The sequence below is a fragment of the uncultured Adlercreutzia sp. genome, assembly GCA_910585575.1.
Classification (GTDB): domain Bacteria; phylum Actinomycetota; class Coriobacteriia; order Coriobacteriales; family Eggerthellaceae; genus Adlercreutzia.
In genome coordinates, this window is record CAJUFS010000005.1 from 1 (window position 1) to 18841 (window position 18841).

Annotated in this window: 14 protein-coding genes; 1 reads left to right on the forward strand and 13 read right to left on the reverse strand. The window is 61.7% G+C overall.

Features of this window, described 5'->3' with window-relative positions:
* From QZ307_RS00980 to QZ307_RS01000, 5 genes are all read right to left on the reverse strand, one after another.
* Nucleotides 1-1990 (reverse strand): phosphoribosylformylglycinamidine synthase (locus QZ307_RS00980; RefSeq protein WP_295994456.1); only part of this gene is annotated, 1990 nt, incomplete at its 3' end.
* 118 nt (nt 1991-2108) lie between these two features.
* On the reverse strand, nt 2109-2852 hold the full coding sequence (locus tag QZ307_RS00985) for a hypothetical protein (RefSeq protein ID WP_295994458.1): 744 nt from the start codon (nt 2850-2852) through the stop codon (nt 2109-2111).
* Nucleotides 2853-2864: 12 nt separating this feature from the next.
* Nucleotides 2865-3746, reverse strand: a complete 882-nt coding sequence (locus tag QZ307_RS00990; RefSeq protein ID WP_275206121.1) for a phosphoribosylaminoimidazolesuccinocarboxamide synthase — start codon at nt 3744-3746, stop codon at nt 2865-2867.
* 288 nt (nt 3747-4034) lie between these two features.
* Nucleotides 4035-5588, reverse strand: coding sequence for a HAMP domain-containing sensor histidine kinase (locus QZ307_RS00995; RefSeq protein ID WP_295994460.1), 1554 nt, complete (start codon nt 5586-5588; stop codon nt 4035-4037).
* Nucleotides 5589-5681: 93 nt separating this feature from the next.
* Nucleotides 5682-6392 (reverse strand): response regulator transcription factor, encoded by a 711-nt coding sequence (locus QZ307_RS01000; protein WP_275206119.1) that lies wholly within the window; start codon nt 6390-6392, stop codon nt 5682-5684.
* A 348-nt stretch (nt 6393-6740) separates the two neighbouring features.
* Here QZ307_RS01000 and QZ307_RS01005 point away from each other — a divergent pair, with 348 nt between their 5' ends.
* Nucleotides 6741-8165, forward strand: coding sequence for a Tat pathway signal protein (locus tag QZ307_RS01005; protein ID WP_295994463.1), 1425 nt, complete (start codon nt 6741-6743; stop codon nt 8163-8165).
* A gap of 115 nt (nt 8166-8280) precedes the next feature.
* Here QZ307_RS01005 and QZ307_RS01010 read toward each other — a convergent pair whose 3' ends face one another.
* The 8 genes from QZ307_RS01010 to QZ307_RS01045 all read right to left on the reverse strand — a co-directional run bounded on the left by QZ307_RS01010 (nt 8281) and on the right by QZ307_RS01045 (nt 18800).
* Nucleotides 8281-9534, reverse strand: coding sequence for a glycoside hydrolase family 3 N-terminal domain-containing protein (locus QZ307_RS01010; RefSeq protein WP_295994465.1), 1254 nt, complete (start codon nt 9532-9534; stop codon nt 8281-8283).
* Between the two features lie 20 nt (nt 9535-9554).
* On the reverse strand, nt 9555-10535 hold the full coding sequence (locus QZ307_RS01015) for a peptidoglycan recognition family protein (protein ID WP_295994467.1): 981 nt from the start codon (nt 10533-10535) through the stop codon (nt 9555-9557).
* A 139-nt stretch (nt 10536-10674) separates the two neighbouring features.
* The gene (locus tag QZ307_RS01020) at nt 10675-11508 is read right to left on the reverse strand and encodes an Rpn family recombination-promoting nuclease/putative transposase (RefSeq protein WP_295994470.1); all 834 of its coding nucleotides are present in this window, start codon (nt 11506-11508) and stop codon (nt 10675-10677) included.
* Between the two features lie 210 nt (nt 11509-11718).
* Entirely contained in the window at nt 11719-14193 is a 2475-nt protein-coding gene (locus QZ307_RS01025; protein WP_295994474.1) for a leucine-rich repeat protein, read from the reverse strand.
* 62 nt (nt 14194-14255) lie between these two features.
* Complete coding sequence (locus QZ307_RS01030) at nt 14256-14909, reverse strand: hypothetical protein (protein WP_295994477.1); 654 nt, start codon at nt 14907-14909, stop codon at nt 14256-14258.
* A 45-nt stretch (nt 14910-14954) separates the two neighbouring features.
* Nucleotides 14955-16460 carry a hypothetical protein gene (locus QZ307_RS01035; RefSeq protein ID WP_295994480.1) on the reverse strand — a complete coding sequence of 502 codons (1506 nt, stop codon included), beginning with the start codon at nt 16458-16460 and terminating at the stop codon, nt 14955-14957.
* A gap of 12 nt (nt 16461-16472) precedes the next feature.
* A complete protein-coding gene (locus tag QZ307_RS01040) occupies nt 16473-17888 on the reverse strand; it encodes an MBOAT family protein (RefSeq protein ID WP_295994483.1) in 1416 nt (471 codons plus the stop codon).
* A gap of 21 nt (nt 17889-17909) precedes the next feature.
* Nucleotides 17910-18800 (reverse strand): fibronectin type III domain-containing protein, encoded by an 891-nt coding sequence (locus QZ307_RS01045; protein ID WP_295994486.1) that lies wholly within the window; start codon nt 18798-18800, stop codon nt 17910-17912.
* Nucleotides 18801-18841 lie beyond the last annotated feature (41 nt).

Genomic DNA, 18841 nt, shown 5'->3' on the forward strand with positions numbered 1-18841 from the left:
CGCCGCCGAAGGGCATGAGCACCGTGGCCGCGCCGATGGTGGAGTCGAAGCGCTCCACAAGGCCCTTGTTCGAGGCCACGTTGATGTCGCCCACCAGCGTTTCCATGCGGTCAGCGAAGGTAGCGCCCTCCCAGCTCGGCGCCCAGGCGCCCTGCTGGGGCACGGACACGGCGGCGTGCTTGGGCGCACCGTTGGAGGCCAGGAAGTCGCGGCTCACGTCCACGATGGTGTTCCCGCGCCAGTTCATACGCACGCGGGGCTCCTCGGTGACCACGGCCACCGGCGTGGCCTCCAGGTTCTCCTCGTGAGCCAGAGCGATGAAAGCATCCACGTCTTCCGGCGCCAGGGCCACGGCCATGCGCTCCTGGGATTCGGAAATGGCCAGATCGGTGCCATCGAGGCCGTCGTACTTCTTCGGCACGGCGTCGAGGTTGATCTGCAGGCCGTCGGCCAGCTCGCCGATGGCCACGGACACACCGCCGGCACCGAAGTCGTTGCAGCGTTTGATCATGCGGCAAGCGTCGCCGCGACGGAACAGGCGCTGGATCTTGCGCTCCACGGGCGCGTTGCCCTTCTGCACCTCGGCGCCGCAGCTTTCGAGCGACTCCACGGAGTGCGCCTTGGACGAGCCCGTGGCACCGCCGATGCCGTCACGGCCCGTGCGGCCGCCCAGCAGCACCACCACATCGCCCGGCGCCGGCGTCTCGCGACGCACGTGGTCGGCCGGCGTAGCGCCCACCACGGCGCCGATCTCCATGCGCTTGGCGGCGTAGCCGGGGTGGTACAGCTCGTCCACGCGGCCCGTGGCCAGGCCAATCTGGTTGCCGTAGGAGGAATAGCCGGCCGCCGCCGTGGTAACCAGCTTGCGCTGGGGCAGCTTGCCGGGGATGGTCTCGCTCACCGGCACCGTGGGGTCGGCCGCACCGGTGACGCGCATGGCCTGGTACACGTAGGAGCGGCCGGACAAAGGATCGCGGATGGCGCCGCCCACACAGGTGGCCGCGCCGCCGAAGGGCTCGATCTCGGTGGGGTGGTTATGAGTCTCGTTCTTGAACAGGTAGAGCCAGTCCTGCTCCTCGCCGTCCACGTCTACCTTCACCTTTACCGTGCAGGCGTTAATTTCCTCGGACTCATCGAGGCCGGTGAGGATGCCTTCTTTCTTCAGCCACTTCGCGCCGATGGTGCCCATGTCCATAAGGCACACCGGCTTCTCGTCGCGGCCCAGCTCATGGCGCATAGCCAGGTACTTGTCGAAGGCGGCCTGCACGTTGGCGTCGGCGATGGCCACATCGTTCAGCACGGTGCCGAAGGTGGTGTGGCGGCAGTGATCGGACCAGTAGGTGTCGATCATCTTGATCTCGGTGATGGTGGGGTTGCGCCCCTCATCGGCGAAGTAGGCGCGGCAGAACTGAATGTCGGCCAAGTCCATGGCCAGGCCGCGCTCGGCGATAAAGGCCTCCAGAGCCGCGTCGTCCATGGCCGTGAAGCCCTCGATGACCTCCACGTCGGCCGGGCGCTCGAACTCCATGGCCAGCGTGTCGCGCGTATCCAGCGAGGCCTCGCGAGCCTCGACGGGGTTGATGACGTAAGCCTTCACCGCCTCGACGTCGTCGGCGGAAAGGTCGCCCTCCAGGTAGTACACCACGGCGGAGCGCACGTCGGGACGCTCGCCCTGGCTGATAAGCTGGATGCACTCGCTGGCCGAATCAGCGCGCTGATCGAACTGACCGGGCAGAAACTCCACGGCGAACACCGCGGCGCCGTTGGCCTCAGGCAGCTCGAAGGTGGCCGTGTCGGACTGCGGCTCGGAGAACACCGTGGGCACGCAGGCGGCGAACAGCTCGTCGCTGGCACCTTCGACATCGTAGCGGTTCACCATGCGCACGCCGGTGAGGCCGGCGATGCCCACAATGTCGCGCAGCTCGGCGGCCAGGGCGCGCGCCTCGCCGTCGAACCCGGGCTTCTTCTCAACATAGACGCGGGATACCATGCTTGTACCTCTCTCTTTTGAGCGGGCGAGCAGAAGCGCCCTGCGAACCAACGGCGGTCAGGCCGCCTCACAAAAGAAGCCTGCGAGCATTCCCCCACTCGCAGGCTCTTGCACTTCCCTACTTGGATTCGTCGGCCTGGGCAGCCTTCTCGGCAGCCTTGGCCTCCTTGGCGGCCTTCTTCTCGGCCTGCATCTTCTCGCGGTTGGACAGGCGGAAGCCGCTGCCGAACAATCCGCGGCGCTGCGGCTTGACCGGCGGCTCGTCGGAAGCATCGGCCTCCGGAGCCTCCTCGGCCGACGCGCCTTTCTTCGGAGCCGCGTGGCGGTTCTGGTTCTTGCCCGAGCCCTTTGGCTTCACCGACTGCTTGGCCTGCTGCACGCGGCGCGCCTGCTTCTCGGCCTTGGCGTTCTTCTCTTCCTCGGCCAGCATGCGCTCTTGGTAGGCCACGCGTTCCTTCTTGATGACCACGAAGTCCAGAATGAAGGCCGCGATAATGAACACATAGGCCAGCACCAGGATGACCACGCCCGCCGTGGGGGGCATCCAGGATTGGCCCACGAAGGACAGGGTGGTGCAGCCGATGGCCGCAACAAGCAGCACCCACCACAGGATGCGCATGCGCTTGTAGCGCGGCGTATCGGGCTTGTAGTACTTGCGCTCGATTTCGCGCTGCTTCTGCGAAGCCTCGCGACGGGCCGCCTTTTCGGCCGCCTTCTTCTGCTCGGGCGTTTTCTTCGCGGACTTCACCGTGACCGAAGCAGCTGCTTTCGACTTCGGCTTGGCAGAGGCGGCGCTTTTGCGGGTGACACCGCGGCGGTCCTCGGACTGATAGCGCTCGTTCATGGGGTTACGCTGTGACATTGAGAGAATCTCCTAGAAAGTGCTGGGATCGAATTTCTTGCCCGTGATCAGTTCATAGGCTTGGATGTACTTGGCGGTGGTGGCGTCGATGACCTCCTGGGGCAGGCGCGGGGGGTTGCCCTGCTTGTCCCAGTTGGCCGTCAGCCAGTCGCGCACGAACTGTTTGTCGAAGCTGGGCTGGTCGGCGCCCTCCTCGTAGGCGTCGCCGGGCCAGAAGCGCGAGGAATCCGGCGTGAGCACCTCGTCGGCCAGGATGATCTTGCCGTCGATGACGCCGAACTCGAACTTTGTGTCGGCAATGATGACGCCGCGCTCGGCCGCATGGTCGCGGGCCGTGGTGTACACCTTCAGGGCCAGATCGCGCAGAGCCGAAGCGTCCTCCTCGCCGATGATCTCCACCAGGCGCTCGTAGGAGATATTCTCATCGTGGTCGCCAATTTCAGCCTTGGTGGAGGGCGTGAAGATGGGCTCGGGCAGCTTCGAGGAATTCACCAGGCCCTCGGGAAGCTGGATGCCACACACGGTGCCCTCGCGCTGGTACTCCTTCAGGCCGCTGCCGGCCAGATAGCCGCGCACAATGCACTCGGCCGGGAACATATCGGCCTTGCGCACCAGCATGAAGCGGCCGCGCAGCTGATCGGCATAGGGCTGGAACTGCTCGGGCAAGTCGGCCACATCGGTGGAAATAAGATGGTTGTCCACCACACCGTCCAGAAGCTCGAACCAGAACTTCGACAGCTGCGTGAGCACCTGGCCCTTGCAGGGAATTTCATCTTCCAGCACGTAATCGAAGGCCGAAATGCGGTCGGTTGCCACCAGCAGCAGCGAATCTCCCAGATCGTACAGATCGCGAACCTTGCCCTGCGCATCGGGGGCGATGTCGATTCCCGTCATGGACACCCTTTCCACTTGTGAGTTTCAGGCTCGAAACACCATGGTCGAGCCCCATTTTTGCGTACCGCTCATTATGCCACAAAGGAACGGACGCCGAAGGCGGCACCGCCCTGCGGGCGAGGATTCAGCACGGGGAACCCATCGAGCGGTGCCCGCGCCCCGCGAGCCCCGTCAACAGCACGAGCCCCGCCAACAAAAGACGGGGCTCGCCGAGAATGACTGTGGCAACGATGGCTTACAAGACCGACAGCGGTGGGAGGGCCAGCTCGCATCCGCTGCGTCAAAAGCCTAGCGGTTCTTCTTGGTGCTAGTGCGCTTCTTGCCCGAGCGGCCTGCGCGCTTCTGGGCTTCCTCGTCGTACAGGGGAATGTGGATGGTGAAACAGGCGCCCTTGCCCTTTTCGCCTTCCACCTGCACCCAGCCGCCGTGGCGATCGACAATTTCCTTCACCACGGCCAGACCCACGCCCAAGCCGCCGCTCTCGCGATTGCGGCCAGCGTCGGCGCGCCAGAAGCGGGAGAACACCATGCGGGCCTCTTCCTTCGACAGGCCGATGCCCGTGTCCTTGACCGCAATGGAGGCCATGATGTCGCCCTTGCGCACGCTGACGTTGATGTGGCCGCCCTCGGGGGTGTAGCGCACGGCATTGGAAATAAGGTTGGCCGTGGCCTGGCGAATCATGTCGGCGTCGCCCACCACCATGACGTCGGGCTGGGCGTCGTACTCCAGGGTAAGGCCCGAGTCGGAAACGAACATCTCATGGGTGGCGATGATGCCGGCGATAAGATCGCCCACGTTCACCACTTCTTCCTTCATGGGCTCGGCGCGGTTTTCCAAGCGCGAGAGTTTGAGCAGCGCGTTGACCAGGCGCGACAGACGCTGAATTTCGGAGTTCACCGTCACCAGACGCTCCTCGTCGGCCTCGTAAACGCCGTCGACCATGGCCTCTACCGTGGCCTGGATGGCCATGAGCGGGGTGCGCAGCTCGTGGGCCACGTCGGTGGTAAGACGCCGCTCCAAGTCGCGGTCCTTCTCGACCGACTCGGCCATGGCGTCGAAGGTTTCGCCCAAGCGGGCCACCTCGTCCTCGCCCGTTAGGTTAGTGCGCGCTGACAGGTCGCCTTTGCCGATGGCGCGGGCGGCTCCCATAATGCGGTTGATGGGCGCCACCAAGTTGCGCGCGAAAAGGAAGCCGATGCAGGAGGCCAGCACAATGGCCACGCCCGCGGCGATGAACATGGCCTGATAGGAGTTGTCGCGGAACTCCTGATCGGGCTGGCGCATGAGCGCCTCGGAGCCGTACACCCACAGGCGCACCTTGCCCACCACCTTGCCGTCGACCTTAATGTCGGCGATGGCTACCTGATCGCGCTCGGCGGGCTCGAAGGACTTGAGCGTGCCCGCCTGCTCCTCGTCGATGATAATGGAGGAATCGAAGGGCGTGCCGCCCTTCATGTCGGTGACCTTCACGCCAATGCCGCTGGTCATTTCCGTGGCCTGGGCAGCGGGCTTCGTGGTTTCCGGCGCCCACAAGTCGCCCGTTTCCTCGTAGATGGCCGCAATGCGGTTGGCCGTGGTTTGGCAAAGGGTTTCCATGTTGTCGGCCGTGTAGGTGCGGAAGTGCTGCTCCCACACGAAGGACACCACGCCGATGGCCACCAAGGCCGTCATGGCGGCGATAAGGGCAAAGGCCAGGGTAACGCGGGTGGTGTAGGAAAAACTGGACCAGCGAATGAGGCGCTTGCGCTTCGTTTTGCGCACCGATGCAGCCGCCGGCGGTGCGCCAAGTGACGGCTCGTCGGCCGTCTCCAAGATGCGGGGCTTTGCTTCAGCGTCGGTCATGGGACTCCTTCAAGGGCCTTGCGGCCTGCGGCTCTCACAAAAAAGAGGCGGCCTTGGAGCCGCCCCTTCACTACGTTATGGCTGGGGCCTTCCCTACTGGCCCGATTTGGTGGGATCTTCGAAGCGGTAGCCCACGCCGTGCACGGTGTGCAGCCACTTCGGGTTGCGGGGGTTATCACCGATCTTGGCGCGGAGGTTCTTCACGTGGGAATCGATGGTGCGCTCGTAGCCCTCGAAGTCGTAGCCGAGCACCTTTTCCACCAGCTCCATACGGGAGTACACGCGGCCCGGGTAGCGGGACAAAGTGGTGAGCAGCTTGAACTCGCTGGCCGTGAGGTCGATTTCCTCGCCGGAGACGAGCACCTTGTGACCGGACACGTCGATGGTGAGCTCGCCGAATTCCAACACCTCGCGCTGAGGCTCGGAGTCGGCGTGCACGCGGCGCAGCAGGGCGCGGGCACGGGCCACCAGCTCGCGGGGGCTGAAGGGCTTCACCAGGTAATCGTCGGCGCCCAGCTCCAAGCCGATGATGCGGTCCTCGACCTCGCCCTTGGCGGTGAGCATGATGATGGGCACATCGGACGTATCGCGGATGACGCGGCAGACGCGCTCGCCGGGAACACGGGGAAGCATGAGGTCCAAGATGACCAGATCGAAGTGGTGCTTCTGGAACTCTTCCAGGGCATCCTGGCCGTCGCCCACGGCGGTGACCCAGTAGTTTTCGCGCTCGAGATAGGCCGTTACGGCGTCGCGAATGGCCTTCTCGTCCTCCACCAGCAGAATGCGGCGTGTTTCATTGCTCATAAGAGGCTCCTCTGGTTCGTTTGCATTGCCTTGGGCGCCCAAGCAGAAAGTGATACTGACCTGCGGTTTATTGCCGTTGTCGGTATATATCAGCCCGGCGGTCGTGTTTGGGTTTATTGTAGCGTTTAGCCTGCAACGGTCGCCGAGGCGTATGCGAAATGACACAATACACCCATGCCACAGAAGAGAACTTCACGCGCTCGCACCACCGGCCCGAGCCGACGCTCGGCCGCCTCCCGTTCCGCCAGCGCCTCATCCCATAATTCAACCCCCCGCTCTTCCGCCTCTCGACCTTCCGCCCACGCGCGCCGGGGGGCTGCTTCGGCGCGTCCTGCCACCAGCGTCACCATGCGCCATGCCGGTGCCATGCCCAAGCGACGCCCCAGCACGGCCCCGGAGGGCAAGGAGATCACCCTTCCAGGCGGCCATGAGGTACTGCTCACCCGCCGCCACTTCCTCTACGGCGCCGCGGGCGTAGCCGCCCTGGCCGTTCTCGGGGGTGCCACCGCCTACGCCAACGACCACGCCAAAGGCTCCGACGACCTCGCCGTGCTCACCGTCCCCCAAGAGGCCGTGTACGACTCCCAGGGCCTCGAGCAAATCGAAGACGTCGACTCCGTGGCCACCGTCGTGGCCACGGCCAAGCTTCCCTACGGCACGCTGCTCTGGTCGAGCGACGACCAGGTAGCCGCTTGTCTCCTTCCCACGGAAACTGCCAAGCCCCTGGCCCAGGTCGGTCTCCTCTCGCTGGAATCCGGCACGTGCACGACCGTGCTCGAGCACGCGGTGGGCGAAGACGAGGGCTTCGAAATCTACGATGTGCGCGGCAACGCCTCGGGCCTTATCTGGACCGAGGCCGACATCATGGACGGCCTGTGGCGCGTGTACGGCGCCAAGGTGAAGGGCGAGAAGCTGGGCAAGGCGCGCCTTTTGGACGAGGGCGATGGCAATTGGGAAATGCCCACGCTGGCCGTGGCCGGCGCTTACGGCTTCTGGCAGTGCCTTCCCCAGCTGAACGGTGACGCTCGGGTAGAGAACTCGCTGCTCAAGCGCGCGCAGTTCGGCACCGACGAGGCCGAGGTGGTCTACGAGTCCCAGGGACGCATGGCCTGCCCGCCCACCTCCTGCGGCGACGCCGTCATCATCACCCCCCGCGCCCGCACGAGCGGCACCTACTATCAAATGACGAAGATCGACGGCGCTTCCGGCACGGTGACGGATGCCTGCGTGCTACCCACTTCCATGAAGCCCATGGAGTGCAGCTACGGCCCCACCGGGTTCAACTTCGCCTTCGAGGCCATTTACGACTACGGCGACGGCATTGCCAACTTGGGCACCTATATGCCGCTGACACCGGTCGACACCGAGGTAGCCACCCCCGCACCCGTTGAAGAAGACGCCGCTCCCGATGGCGAGGCCACCGTGGCCGCCAGCGCGGCCCAGGCCCACTCCATCTCGATCGACCAGGCCAATGCCGCCACCGAGGCCTACAGCGACGCCCCGTGGTTCCGCTATGCGCGCACGCCCGTCTCGGCCCCCTGCTGGTGCGGCAACTGGCTCATGATCAAGGGCAGCACCAACATGTGCGTCGTGAACCTCGAGGAAAAGAAATTCGCCGCCCTGCCCCTCGAAGAGGGAGCGGACTCCTACAAGGACTTCCTTGCCTCTTCGGGCATGGGGAAACGCGCCGTCACCTATAGCAGCGTCAACCACACGCCCGTCAACGGCGAGGCCGAGAAATGCTGCAAAGTGCGCATCTGGGAGACGAAGTAAGCGCCCCTTTCGGAAATGCCGCAGCCCGCAAGGACCGCAGCACCACCGTCCGCCTCGGAACGTGCTCTACCACGAGCCGTGCCTCCTGCCATTACCGCCGTTGCTGCCACCCCGTCTAGGCCTGCAGGTACTTCGCCTTAGCCGCCAAGATGCGCGTCACTGACTCGTCGATGCGCTCTTCCGTGAGGTCGCCCGCTGCTACGGCGTCGAGAACGCCCTGGTAGGCGGCGGAGAAGTCCTCAGGCATGAGCGGGATGTCGCACCCGGCCTGCAGGGCGGCCACGGCCGCTTCCGCCGAGGAATAGCGATCAGTGATTGCCCCCATGGCCAAAGAATCGGTGACCACGATGCCCGTATAGCCCAGCTTGTCGCGCAGCAGGTCCTGCACCACCTTGGTCGAAAGCGACGCCGGCGTCTCATCGCCGATGACGTTCGGCAGGTTCAGATGGCCCACCATGATAAGGGGCACGCCGGCCTCGATAGCCGCCTTGAACGGCACAAAATCGACTTCCTCCAGCTCTTCGACGGTTTTCTCGATGGTGATGGACCCATCATGGGAATCGCCGGCCGCGGAGCCGATGCCCGGGAAGTGCTTGGCGCAGCACAGCAGGCCGGCCGCCTCGAAGCCCTCCACTTCAGCCCGCACCATGCCGGCTGCCACCGTGGCGTCGCTCGAAAACGAGCGGAGTCCCATGGTGTCGCTCCGCGAGGGATCGACCACATCGGCCACCGGGGCGAAATCGAGGTTGAAACCGAGGGGCTTCAGATAGTCGGCGATGGCCTGAGCCGCCTGCTTGGCCGCCGCCGGATCCCCCGCGCTGCCCAGCGCCGAGGCATCCCCGACATCCGGAACGTCGAAGGTCTCGTTGTCGGCAATGCGCACGACGCTGCCACCCTCCTCATCCACCGCGAGGAAGGGCGTCACGTTGCCATCCGCCTCGTAGAACTGCTTGACGTTGGCTAGCATATCGGTGGTCTGCGTGGGGTCCAGCAGGTTCGGGGCGAAGTACACGATGCCGCCGACGGGCCAGCGCGTCAGACCCTCATGGGTCATGTCCCCTGCTTGAGTCACTTGGGACACTCCTTCGACGAGCGCTTCCGGCGCCACGACGAACAGCTGAGCCACTTTCTGCTCGAGCGTCATAGCGCCGAGGCGATCAGCCACCGCCGACGAGCTGTCGGCGGAAGCAGGAGCCTCCTCGCCAGCGCCAGCAGTCGGTTGAGCGTCGTCAAAGGTGGTGGAAGAGCCGGGCTCCGAAGTCTCAACGTCCTCCGAGCCGGCACAGCCGCCGAGGGCCAGGGTGCCGCCCGCCACCGCGGAGAGCCACACGAACCGGCGACGGGACAGAGAACCAGGGAATCGAGCCATGATGCCTCCTTGAAACGAGGTTACGCGTGCGTGCGTTTTTGCTGATAGGACTTCAGATAGGGGGCAAATTCCTCGGAGGTATCCGAATTGCCCGAGCGCCAGGCCTTGTGGTCGATAATTTGGCTTTCGAACCCGTAGTAAGCGTCGATGTAGGCGATGAGCTTGTCGACCGCCTCCAGCTGAGCCTCGGGGTAATCGCCCTCGCCTCCCTGGTGCACCATCTCAATACCGATGGAGTAGGAGTTCATGCCGTAGTCGGCATAGTCGTCGCCGATGGGGGTTGTACCCTTTTTGTCATCGCGAGCTTCATTGTTGGTGCCGAACTCCACGTTGTGGCCCGTGTCGCCGAAGCCGGCGTGATGGGCGATCTTATCGAGGGGAACGCATTGCCAAATGGAGCCGTCCTTGTTCACGATGAAATGGGCCGCTACCAGGTTGCCGTTGGAATCCCACCAGTCAATCACGTTGGCGGCGCTGTCGCCGCCCTCAGTGTCGTGCAGCACGATATAGCGCTGATAGTCCGCCGGTTTCTCGCCATGCACGAAGCTTTTGCGATAGTCCTCGGTGACATCGAGGTCTTCGAAAAGAGCGTCGATGTCCACTTCCTCTTCGGGGGCAGCCTCGCTGGCGGCTGCGCCTTTGCCGCTGGACGCGGCCGCGTCGGGCGCCGAGGCGCCAGGTGCGGGGTCAGGGGATTCCTTCTGGGAGGAAGCGCCGCTTGAAGCCTCGGCGTCTTCGTCCGTGGTGGCCGTCGTGGCGGCTGGCGTGTCCAATACGTCAGAAGCAGACGGCGCCTCAACGGCCACCACGCTTCCAGAGGCCGAAGAGCCGGAGGAAGCGTCGGCGCCTTCTTCGCTTTGCTGCGCGCAGGCCGTCGCGCTGAGGAGCACCATCAGAAGCAGGAAGATCAGGGAGGTAATTTGCACGACATCGAGCGCACGGCGCGTAGCCGTTGAGCGCTGCTCAAGAAGCGGAGCCGCGGCCCCGAGAAGATTTCTCATAGCCATTCCTTTGCGTTGAACGATTAAGGGATATTTGCAAAGTGTCACCCCAGCATACGCCACCTTTTCCCCGCGCGCAAATGATTAAGCCCGAAAAGTAGAACGCCCGCGCAGGGCGGGCGTTCTGGGGCAGTGAGAGTTATCTCTCTTCAGCTTCGATCTGCTCAAGCAATTCCTCGCAGAATGCGGCGTCGCATACGGCTCTCTGCGCTTCCTCGACGCGCCCCTCGTCAAACAGCCGCTTCATGAGAGCAGCCATCTCGGCCTTTCCCTCGACCTTTCCCTCGGCCTTTCCCTCACGTCGCGAGATAGCAATCTGGCTAGCCATGTCCTGTTCGAGCGTAAGCAACTGGATCGCCTCCCTTCGCCAGAGATCGTCTTGATTGGCATGTCGAACTGCCTCATCGACCTCTCGCACTAGCGCAGTTTCAAATACCTCCGAAGCCATTCCGCCTTGTGCGGTGTATCTTAACAAATCACGTAGTTCGCCAAAAGGCGCATCTTCCCAGTACGCCGCATTGAGAATCTTCCAGCAAGTGCCATCATCGACTGAGAGCTGGGGAGCCTGGCAGCAACGTTTCACGAACGTTGCGACGGGAATTCCCAAGCCAAGCGGATCATCGGTGCAGATAAAAATAAGGTAGCTCTCGGGCAGATCCTCGTAATTCGACCCCTTCCGCAAATAGGCGACATCCATGCTCGCCTGATAGTATCGCAGTCGTCGCCAAAGATCTTTCCTCCCGTAGGCTTGCATCTCGATGTCGTACATCTTTCCTGACGCCTTCAAGAACACATCCATCCGAATGCCCTTCGAGCTCAAGGCTGGTTCGATAGCCTGCTCGGCGTTGATCAATTCAATACGACCAATCTCTTCCCCAAGAATCACTTCCACAACTCTCTTGCAGATAGCTTTATCGGCCATAACGCGTCCAAACATGGGGTAGTCGCTAAAGGCAAGCATTCCATCTTTCATAGCACATCCTTTCTCGCAGCCACAGATGCACACCATGGCAAACACGAGCCGTGCTTCCTTCGCAAAAAAGGTGACCCCTGCTTCGCAATCCTCTCACGGCGCAGCCGCCATTCGCCCGCAACCCCAAAGAACCCGTGCCACACCCCGAAAAGCAGAACGCCCGCGCAAGGCGGGCGTTCTGGGGCAATTCGCTCTAGGAGCGCACTCTGGTTACTTTTTTACTGCTACCTGCTTGACCTTGCTCCATCCTGTATATTGCTTCTTACCCTTAACGGTTTTATAGGCACGCACTTTCACGTAGTAGGTTTTACCCTTCTTGAGCTTCGACACAACCTTCTTTGTCGTGGCCGCCTTCTTCACGGAAACATTCTTCGCGCCTTTGAAGTTCTTATTGGTCGAATAGGCAATTTGGTAGCCTGTTGCGCCGGCCACCTTCTTCCAGCTTACCGTTATTTTCTTCCCCTTGGTGTTTTTCGCGCTCTTGAGAGTCGGCGCGGGCAGACTCGAGATAACAATGGTCTTCGAGACAGCCCCCTTCGCGTAGCCCGGGAAGTACACTTTTACCGTAGTCGAGCCCGAGCTCTTTTTGGCCTTGATAACGCCCTTCGAAGCACTGACGAGCGAAGACTTGGAGCTCTTGTAGACGAGCGCCGCTGCGGGAATGGTCACCGTGGAAAAACCGTTATGCCACGTACAGGCGATCTTGGCGGTTGCTCCCTTTTTCTTCAGGCGCGTTGTCGAGAACGAGAACTTGGGCTTGTAATACTCTTTTTCAGGCGACACATATACCGTTCGGGTTTTATTGCCGTCCTTGTACGACCCTTTCGAAGCAGTCGTGCCTTTGGCCTCCCCAAAGCACTGAACCCAGTACGTTACTCCGTTCACCTGCACACACCCCACACCGATGGAGGCGTACGACGATCCCAGAATGTTGGAGCGATGGCCCGGGCTGTTCATCCACGACGACATAACGCTTTTCGCCGTGGCTTGTCCCGCAGCGATGTTCTCTCCGCTCATCGCCGAGGAGACCGTAAAGCAGTCCATGCCACTTGGGCGGGTATGGCTCCAGTAAAGCGTCGTTTCCATAGCGCGCTGCATAGCCGCTTCCAGTAGATTCTTGTCCATGGTAAGCGCCGGCAACCCATACTTCTTACGCTCGGCATTAACCTGCGTAAGCACCGCGAACGCTTGGGAGTAGAGCTGTTTGCCCCGCATAGCGACCTTGACAACTATCGAATACGAGCCGTCCTCCATTTTCGTAAGACCGGACGGTATGTTTGTCATTTTAGTACTCGGCGGAAAAGCCTCTTCCCCGATATGCGTCACGGTAGCTGGGATGCGAACCGTTTTAAGACCAGTGCACAGGGCAAAAGCATAGCGATAAATTTTTTCCAACCCATTCGGCAGCGCAATACTGGTGAGTGACTTGCAGTTCAAAAACGCCTGATAGGCTATTTCTTTGACCGTACTAGGAATGGTCACGCTCTGCAAGGAAGTACACTCGCCAAACGTACCGTTCATAATCGCCTTCACACCCGAGGGGATGACAATCTTTTTGAGGGAAGTGCAGTAACCGAAGGCGAGCATATCCAAATCAGTCACTTTGCCAAGATTCACGTTCACGAGATTTGAGCAATCATAGAACGTGCGGTAGCCGAGAGCCTTAAGACCCGTTCCGATTGACACCGATGCAAGCGAGTAGCAACCCTCGCATATATACGAGCCAATGGAGGTAACCGAATTAGGCAGCGCCAGACTGGTAATATCTGCATAGCAGAATGCGCCGTCCTCAATGGTCTTCAGCGTGCTCGGCAGCGTAATGCTCTGAAGACACGATTGCATAAAGGCGTTTTCCCCGAGCGACGTCACCCCCGAGGGCACGGCAAAGCTTCCCGTCTTGCCCGCAGGGCAGAGCACCAGCTTCTTGCCGTCTTTGCTGTAAAGCACGCCCTGAGACGCTTTGAAGCTTTTACTGCCTGCCGCCACCTCGATAGACGAAAGCGAATACACACTATAAAAAGCTGTGGCATCAAGAGAAGTGAGCGACGCGGGCAGGACCACGTTCTGGAAGGCGCAGTTTTGGAAGGCATACGAACCCACCGTGCTTAGCTTCGCGGGAAGATTGATGCTCCCTAAGCTATAGCAGCCGGCAAATACACCGCTTCCCAGCGAAGTCAGCGTCGAGGGAAGCTGCACGCTCTGGAGTTCGTAGAAATTGTAGAAGGCAGCATCCCCCAGGGACGTGATGCCCTCGCTCACCACCACCCGCGTCACCTGCGAAGCATAGGCGGCGTAGCCCGGTGTCTCGCTCGAGGTTTGAGCGGGCAGAGCCCCTCGCCCCGTGAGCGTAAGCACACCATCAGTCACCGACCAGGAAATCGGCCCCCACATACCCGACGCAGCAGAGGCATTCTTCTTCAGCAATGTGCCAGCTTCTGCGCCGAGACTGAAGCCGGCGGGCGGCGCTGCGCTATCCGCGGGGGCGTCTAAAGCACCTTCCATCTGAGCGGCATTCGTCGCAGGCAAGGTCAAAAGATTCTGCTGGGCAGCCGCCTCCGGCATGGCCTGCTCAGCGGCTTGAGCCGGCACTGTCGGCGACAGGGTCGCAACAAGACATACCGCTGTGAATACACTGAGGGTTTTCCGAGGCAGTTGCCCACCTCTCCGAAACGCTGTTTGCTTCATAGTCTCCTCCTGACAAGACCCTCTGCGCAGAGCGCGCATCGGCCCCACATTCTGGGCACTTCCTATTTCAACACCAGGTCGTCGGCGTCGATGCAGCTGTCATCGTCCTGCTTGACGTCCTGCTTCTTGTCACTGTTGGAACTGCTCTCCGACTTCTTGTCGGAGCTGCTGTCGGACTTTTTGTCCGACTTGCTCTCGCTCTTCTTTTCGGACTTCTTCTCCGATTTCTTCTCGCTCTTCTTCTCCGTCTTCTTTTCGGAGCTACTGGACTTCTTCTCGGAGCTGCTGGATTTCTTTTCCGACTTCTTGGTACTACTCGACGAGCTCGAGGACTTCGACTCGCTCTGAGTCTTCGCCTCGGCAGCCTCGGCCTCGGCAGCCTCTTCTGCAGCAGCCTCGGCCTCAGCCTTCTTCTCTGCCGCCTTCTGCTCGGCCTCGGCCTTCTCGGCGGCCGCCTTCTCGTCTGCCTCCTTCTGAGCGGCCTCCTCGGCAGCCTTCTTGTCGGCTTCTTCCTTCTCGGCAGCGGCCTTGGCGTCCGCTTCGGCCTTCGCAGCAGCGGCCTGATCCTCGCCCTCCTTCGTTTCCTGCTGAGCCGTCTGCTCGGTATCGGCCTGCTTGGTGTCTTCGGCCTGCTGGCTCTGAGCGCAGGCGGGCAGTAGGCCCATGCTCAAGCAGAGGCTCAGTCCGAGTACGGCCATTCCCTGGGTCTTCTTCATTGGTTTGCTCCTTTGTTCGGGGGCGCGTGGTGCCCTTGATTCCCTTTATGCTGAAAACCGCACGTCGTAGGTGTCGAGAAGCAGCACATCGGCTCCTCGCTGCACCATAATGTCGGCAGTCAGGTTTTGCTCGGCCCACAGATCGAGGCTCGCATACACGCAGTAGCCCTGATCGGTGCCTGCCTCGTCGTCGCTGATGAGGAACGCACGGTACGTGCCGGCCGCCCCCTCCTCGTCGGTCAGACGCACGAGGATCTCATCGCCCTCTTCCAACGTTATGCCTTCGATCACGCCCTCGACGCAGGCCAGCGGCCCGTTTTCCGACGTAGCGCACGAGGCGCTGCCCTCAGCTTCAACCGGCTCCACTTCTTCCAAATCTACCTGGGGGCACACCATAAGCGGCGCCTGCTGGGCGAACAGGTCCATGTGGCGCTGGGCGCGCTCGACCACCACCACCTGGGGCTCGATGTCATCGACGAGCAGGGCGTTGTAGGGCAGCTTCTTGCTGAACGTGGCCGACTCGAATTCGCAGGCCAAATACGGAATAAGGCTGTTGCCGAACGAGTCGCGGAACATGAGTAGCGAGCCGTTTTCCGCCGCCAGGCCCTCGTTATCGGACGCCGGCTGCGCCTCAACGGTCGAGTCTTCCACCGAGGCGCCCTCGACGAACTCCCACTGGGACCCGCTGCGCAGCGAGCCCGTGGCGCCCGAACCGTCGTTGATGCCCACGGCATACCAGTTGGGCTCGGGATCAGGCGAAAGAGGATAGAGCATGCGGCTCAAGTCACCCGTGTAATCATCGGCTTCCTGCAAGTCGGCCGGGGTCAGCCCCAGCGGGGTGAACCCTGTCGCTTGGGCCAACGCGTCGTGAGCCACCAGGGCGCCCTTCTCCGTCCAATGGGAGTCGCGCAGGAAATACAGGCGCTCTTCGGACGCCGCCAAGGGCTCGACCACGTCGACGTAGTTCACACCTGCCTCTTCCATGGCCTGCTTCATCCGCGCCAGATCGTCTGAGGCCACCGACGGGTAATAGAAGGGCATGTCCTGCCCGTACAGCGTGTTTTTATCGGGCGCTACCGTCACGGCGAAAGCAGCCTCGCGCTCTTCGCAATAGTCCTGCAGCATACGCATGTTGTGCGCCATGTTGCGCGCCTCGGCCGGCCGCAGCGGATCGCGATTCTGAAAGTCATTCAGCGTGCCGGCGTAGTACAGCCAGCCGTTGTTTCCCACCACCACGCTATCGGCCGTGGATACCCCGAACAGCCCGGCGTACAGGTGAGCGCCGGCATCAATCAGGGGCACGCGATAGGCGAAGTGGTCGGAGAAATAGTCGCCGGCCTGAGAGAGGAAGTCACCGTTGAGCCCCGCCTCTTCATCGTAAAGCTGCGGGAATGATACCAGCTCGCGGTTCTCAATGGACTCGTCGGTGGGAGCCCAGATCATACCCACCAAGGGTAGCAGCAGCATCGCGAACACCAGCACGGGGAACACCACGCGAGCAGCGCGCGCCGAAGCCGGCGCCTTGCGAATGTCGTTGTAAGTTCTTGCCACGGCGGTCACCCCCTAGAACCGGAAATAGATGAACGGACTGTAAGCGCCCCCGGCCAGCGTGAGAAGGCACACCAGCAGCAACGCCACGCACGCCACACTGGCCAGCGCGTCCATGCGCTTTTGGACGGCCATGGGCTGCTGCATAATGCGCTCTTTCAGCTTCGGCAGCCACGGGAACGAGCCCACGGCGCCCAGCACCAGCGTGAACAGGAACAGCGGCGTAATCTGCGCCGCCAGCAGCACTTCGGCTTGGGCGCTGAGCGCTCCCCAGCCGGTGAACATCTGGCCCAGGAAGTAGAGGCCCTGCTCGATAGTGTCGGCGCGGAACAGCACGAAAGCCAGCATCACTACCATCATGGCATACAGCCAGCCCAGTGGTTTCGGCAGCTTGCGAATAGGCAGGTACTCTTCCAGCAGCAGGAAGAAGCCGTGGATGAGGCCCCAAATAACGAAGGTCCACGCTGCACCGTGCCACAGGCCGCAGCAAAAGAAGATGGTCAGCTTGTTCAGCACCGTGCGCGGCCGCCCCTTGCGGTTGCCGCCCAGGGGGATGTACAGGTACTCCTTGAACCACGTGGACAGCGAGATGTGCCACTTGCGCCAGAACTCCTGGATGGACGTGGAGGTGAACGGGTAATTGAAGTTCTCCAAGTAGGTAAAGCCGAACATGCGCGCAATGCCGATGGCCATGTCGGAGTAGGCACTGAAGTCGAAGTAGATTTGCAGCAAGTAGGCGAAGGCCGCAAGCCACGCCGCCGGCGCCGTCACGTCGGCCATGTCGGCGCCGAAGATGCCATCGACAGCTACAGCCAGCACGTCAGCAATGAGAACTTTTTTCGCCAGGCCCACGATGAATCGCTTGAGACCCACGTGCACGCCCTCCCACGTGATGGTGCGGTGGGTAAGCTGCTGGTCAACGTCGTGATAGCGAATGATGGGGCCGGCGATGAGCTGCGGGAAAAACGAGATGTACAGCACCACGTGCAGCAGGTTGCGCTGAGGCTCGACGTCTTTACGATATACGTCAATGATGTAGGAGATGGCCTGGAACGTGTAGAACGAGATGCCCACGGGCAGAGCGATGCCCGCAATGGCCATGGACTCGTCGATGAGCTGGCCCAGCATGCCCGTGAACCACTCAGCGTACTTGAACACGCCCAGGCAGCCCAAGGCCACCAGGATGGCAATGCCCGCATACAGCTTGCGCGCCGAGGGCTTCTCAGTGGCGCCAATGGCCCGCCCGAAACCATAGGACATGACGGAAATGACCACCATGAGCAGCACGTAGGCCGGCTCGCCGTAGGCGTAGAACAGCAGGCTGGCCACCATGAGCATGACGTTCTGCCACCGCGTCTTCCTGATGAGCAGCGCCAGCAGGAAGACAACGGGCAGAAAGACGCAAAGGAATGTGAGGGAGCTGAAGACCATGAGACCGCCGAGGGGCGCAGGCTACTTGCTATAGACGAACAGTGTAGCGTCTGCCGGCTGCATGAACAGGCAAGAGTCCAAAGCGAGACCCTTCTCTTCCACGATCTGCGTAGCAACCTTGGAAGTCGGATTCTTCAGCAGCGTGTTGGTGTTGTTCGGATCGCAGATGTATCGCTTGCCCGCCTGCTTGATTTCAACCCAACCATGAGGGCGTCCGGAAGTTTTACCGGAAACAACCTTGGCGTCATAGCCGAGGCCCTTCGCGAGCCAGCAGAACAGCGCAGCCGACTCATAGCAGTTGCCGCCCTTGTTCTTGATCATCTTGCTGGCACCCGTCACGTTCCACTTGCCCTTAGCGGCAGTGCCGCCCACGGTCTTATAAGGAAGACCCGCGACATAATCGAAGGCCTTCTTCAGGCCGGCTTCGCCGGTCTTCTTGATCTTCTTATCGAGAATGTTGTTGATATTCTTGTCCAGCTTCTTGTCGCCGGTCTTCACGCGCGTAGTGATTGACTTCGTGGCCGACCAAGCGCTGTACTGGGTCTTCTTTCCCACCTTCTTATAGGTGCGCACTTGCACGTAATACGTAGTTGCCGGCTTGATTTTCTTTTTAATAGCGACGGACGCCGTCTTGGCCTTGGTCACCTTCTGCGTCTTGGCTTTGGACATTTTGGCATTGGTGGCGTAGCGCACCTCGTAGCCGTCGGCCTTCTTGGCGCTAACCTTCTTCCACTTCACCGTCAGTGTGGTTTGCGTGCGAGTAAGCTTGGTGATTTTCGTGGCCGGAGGCTTCTTCGCCGACTTCTTTTCGGCCGCCAACGCCGAAGCGGGTGCCACGGCCACCATCGAGCAGGCAAGGGTCAAGGCCGCCACCGAGGCGATACCTTTCTGGAACATCGTTTGCTTCTTCATGGGCTTCCTTTCACCTTGCTCGGCGGCTTGCGGGCGCGCCG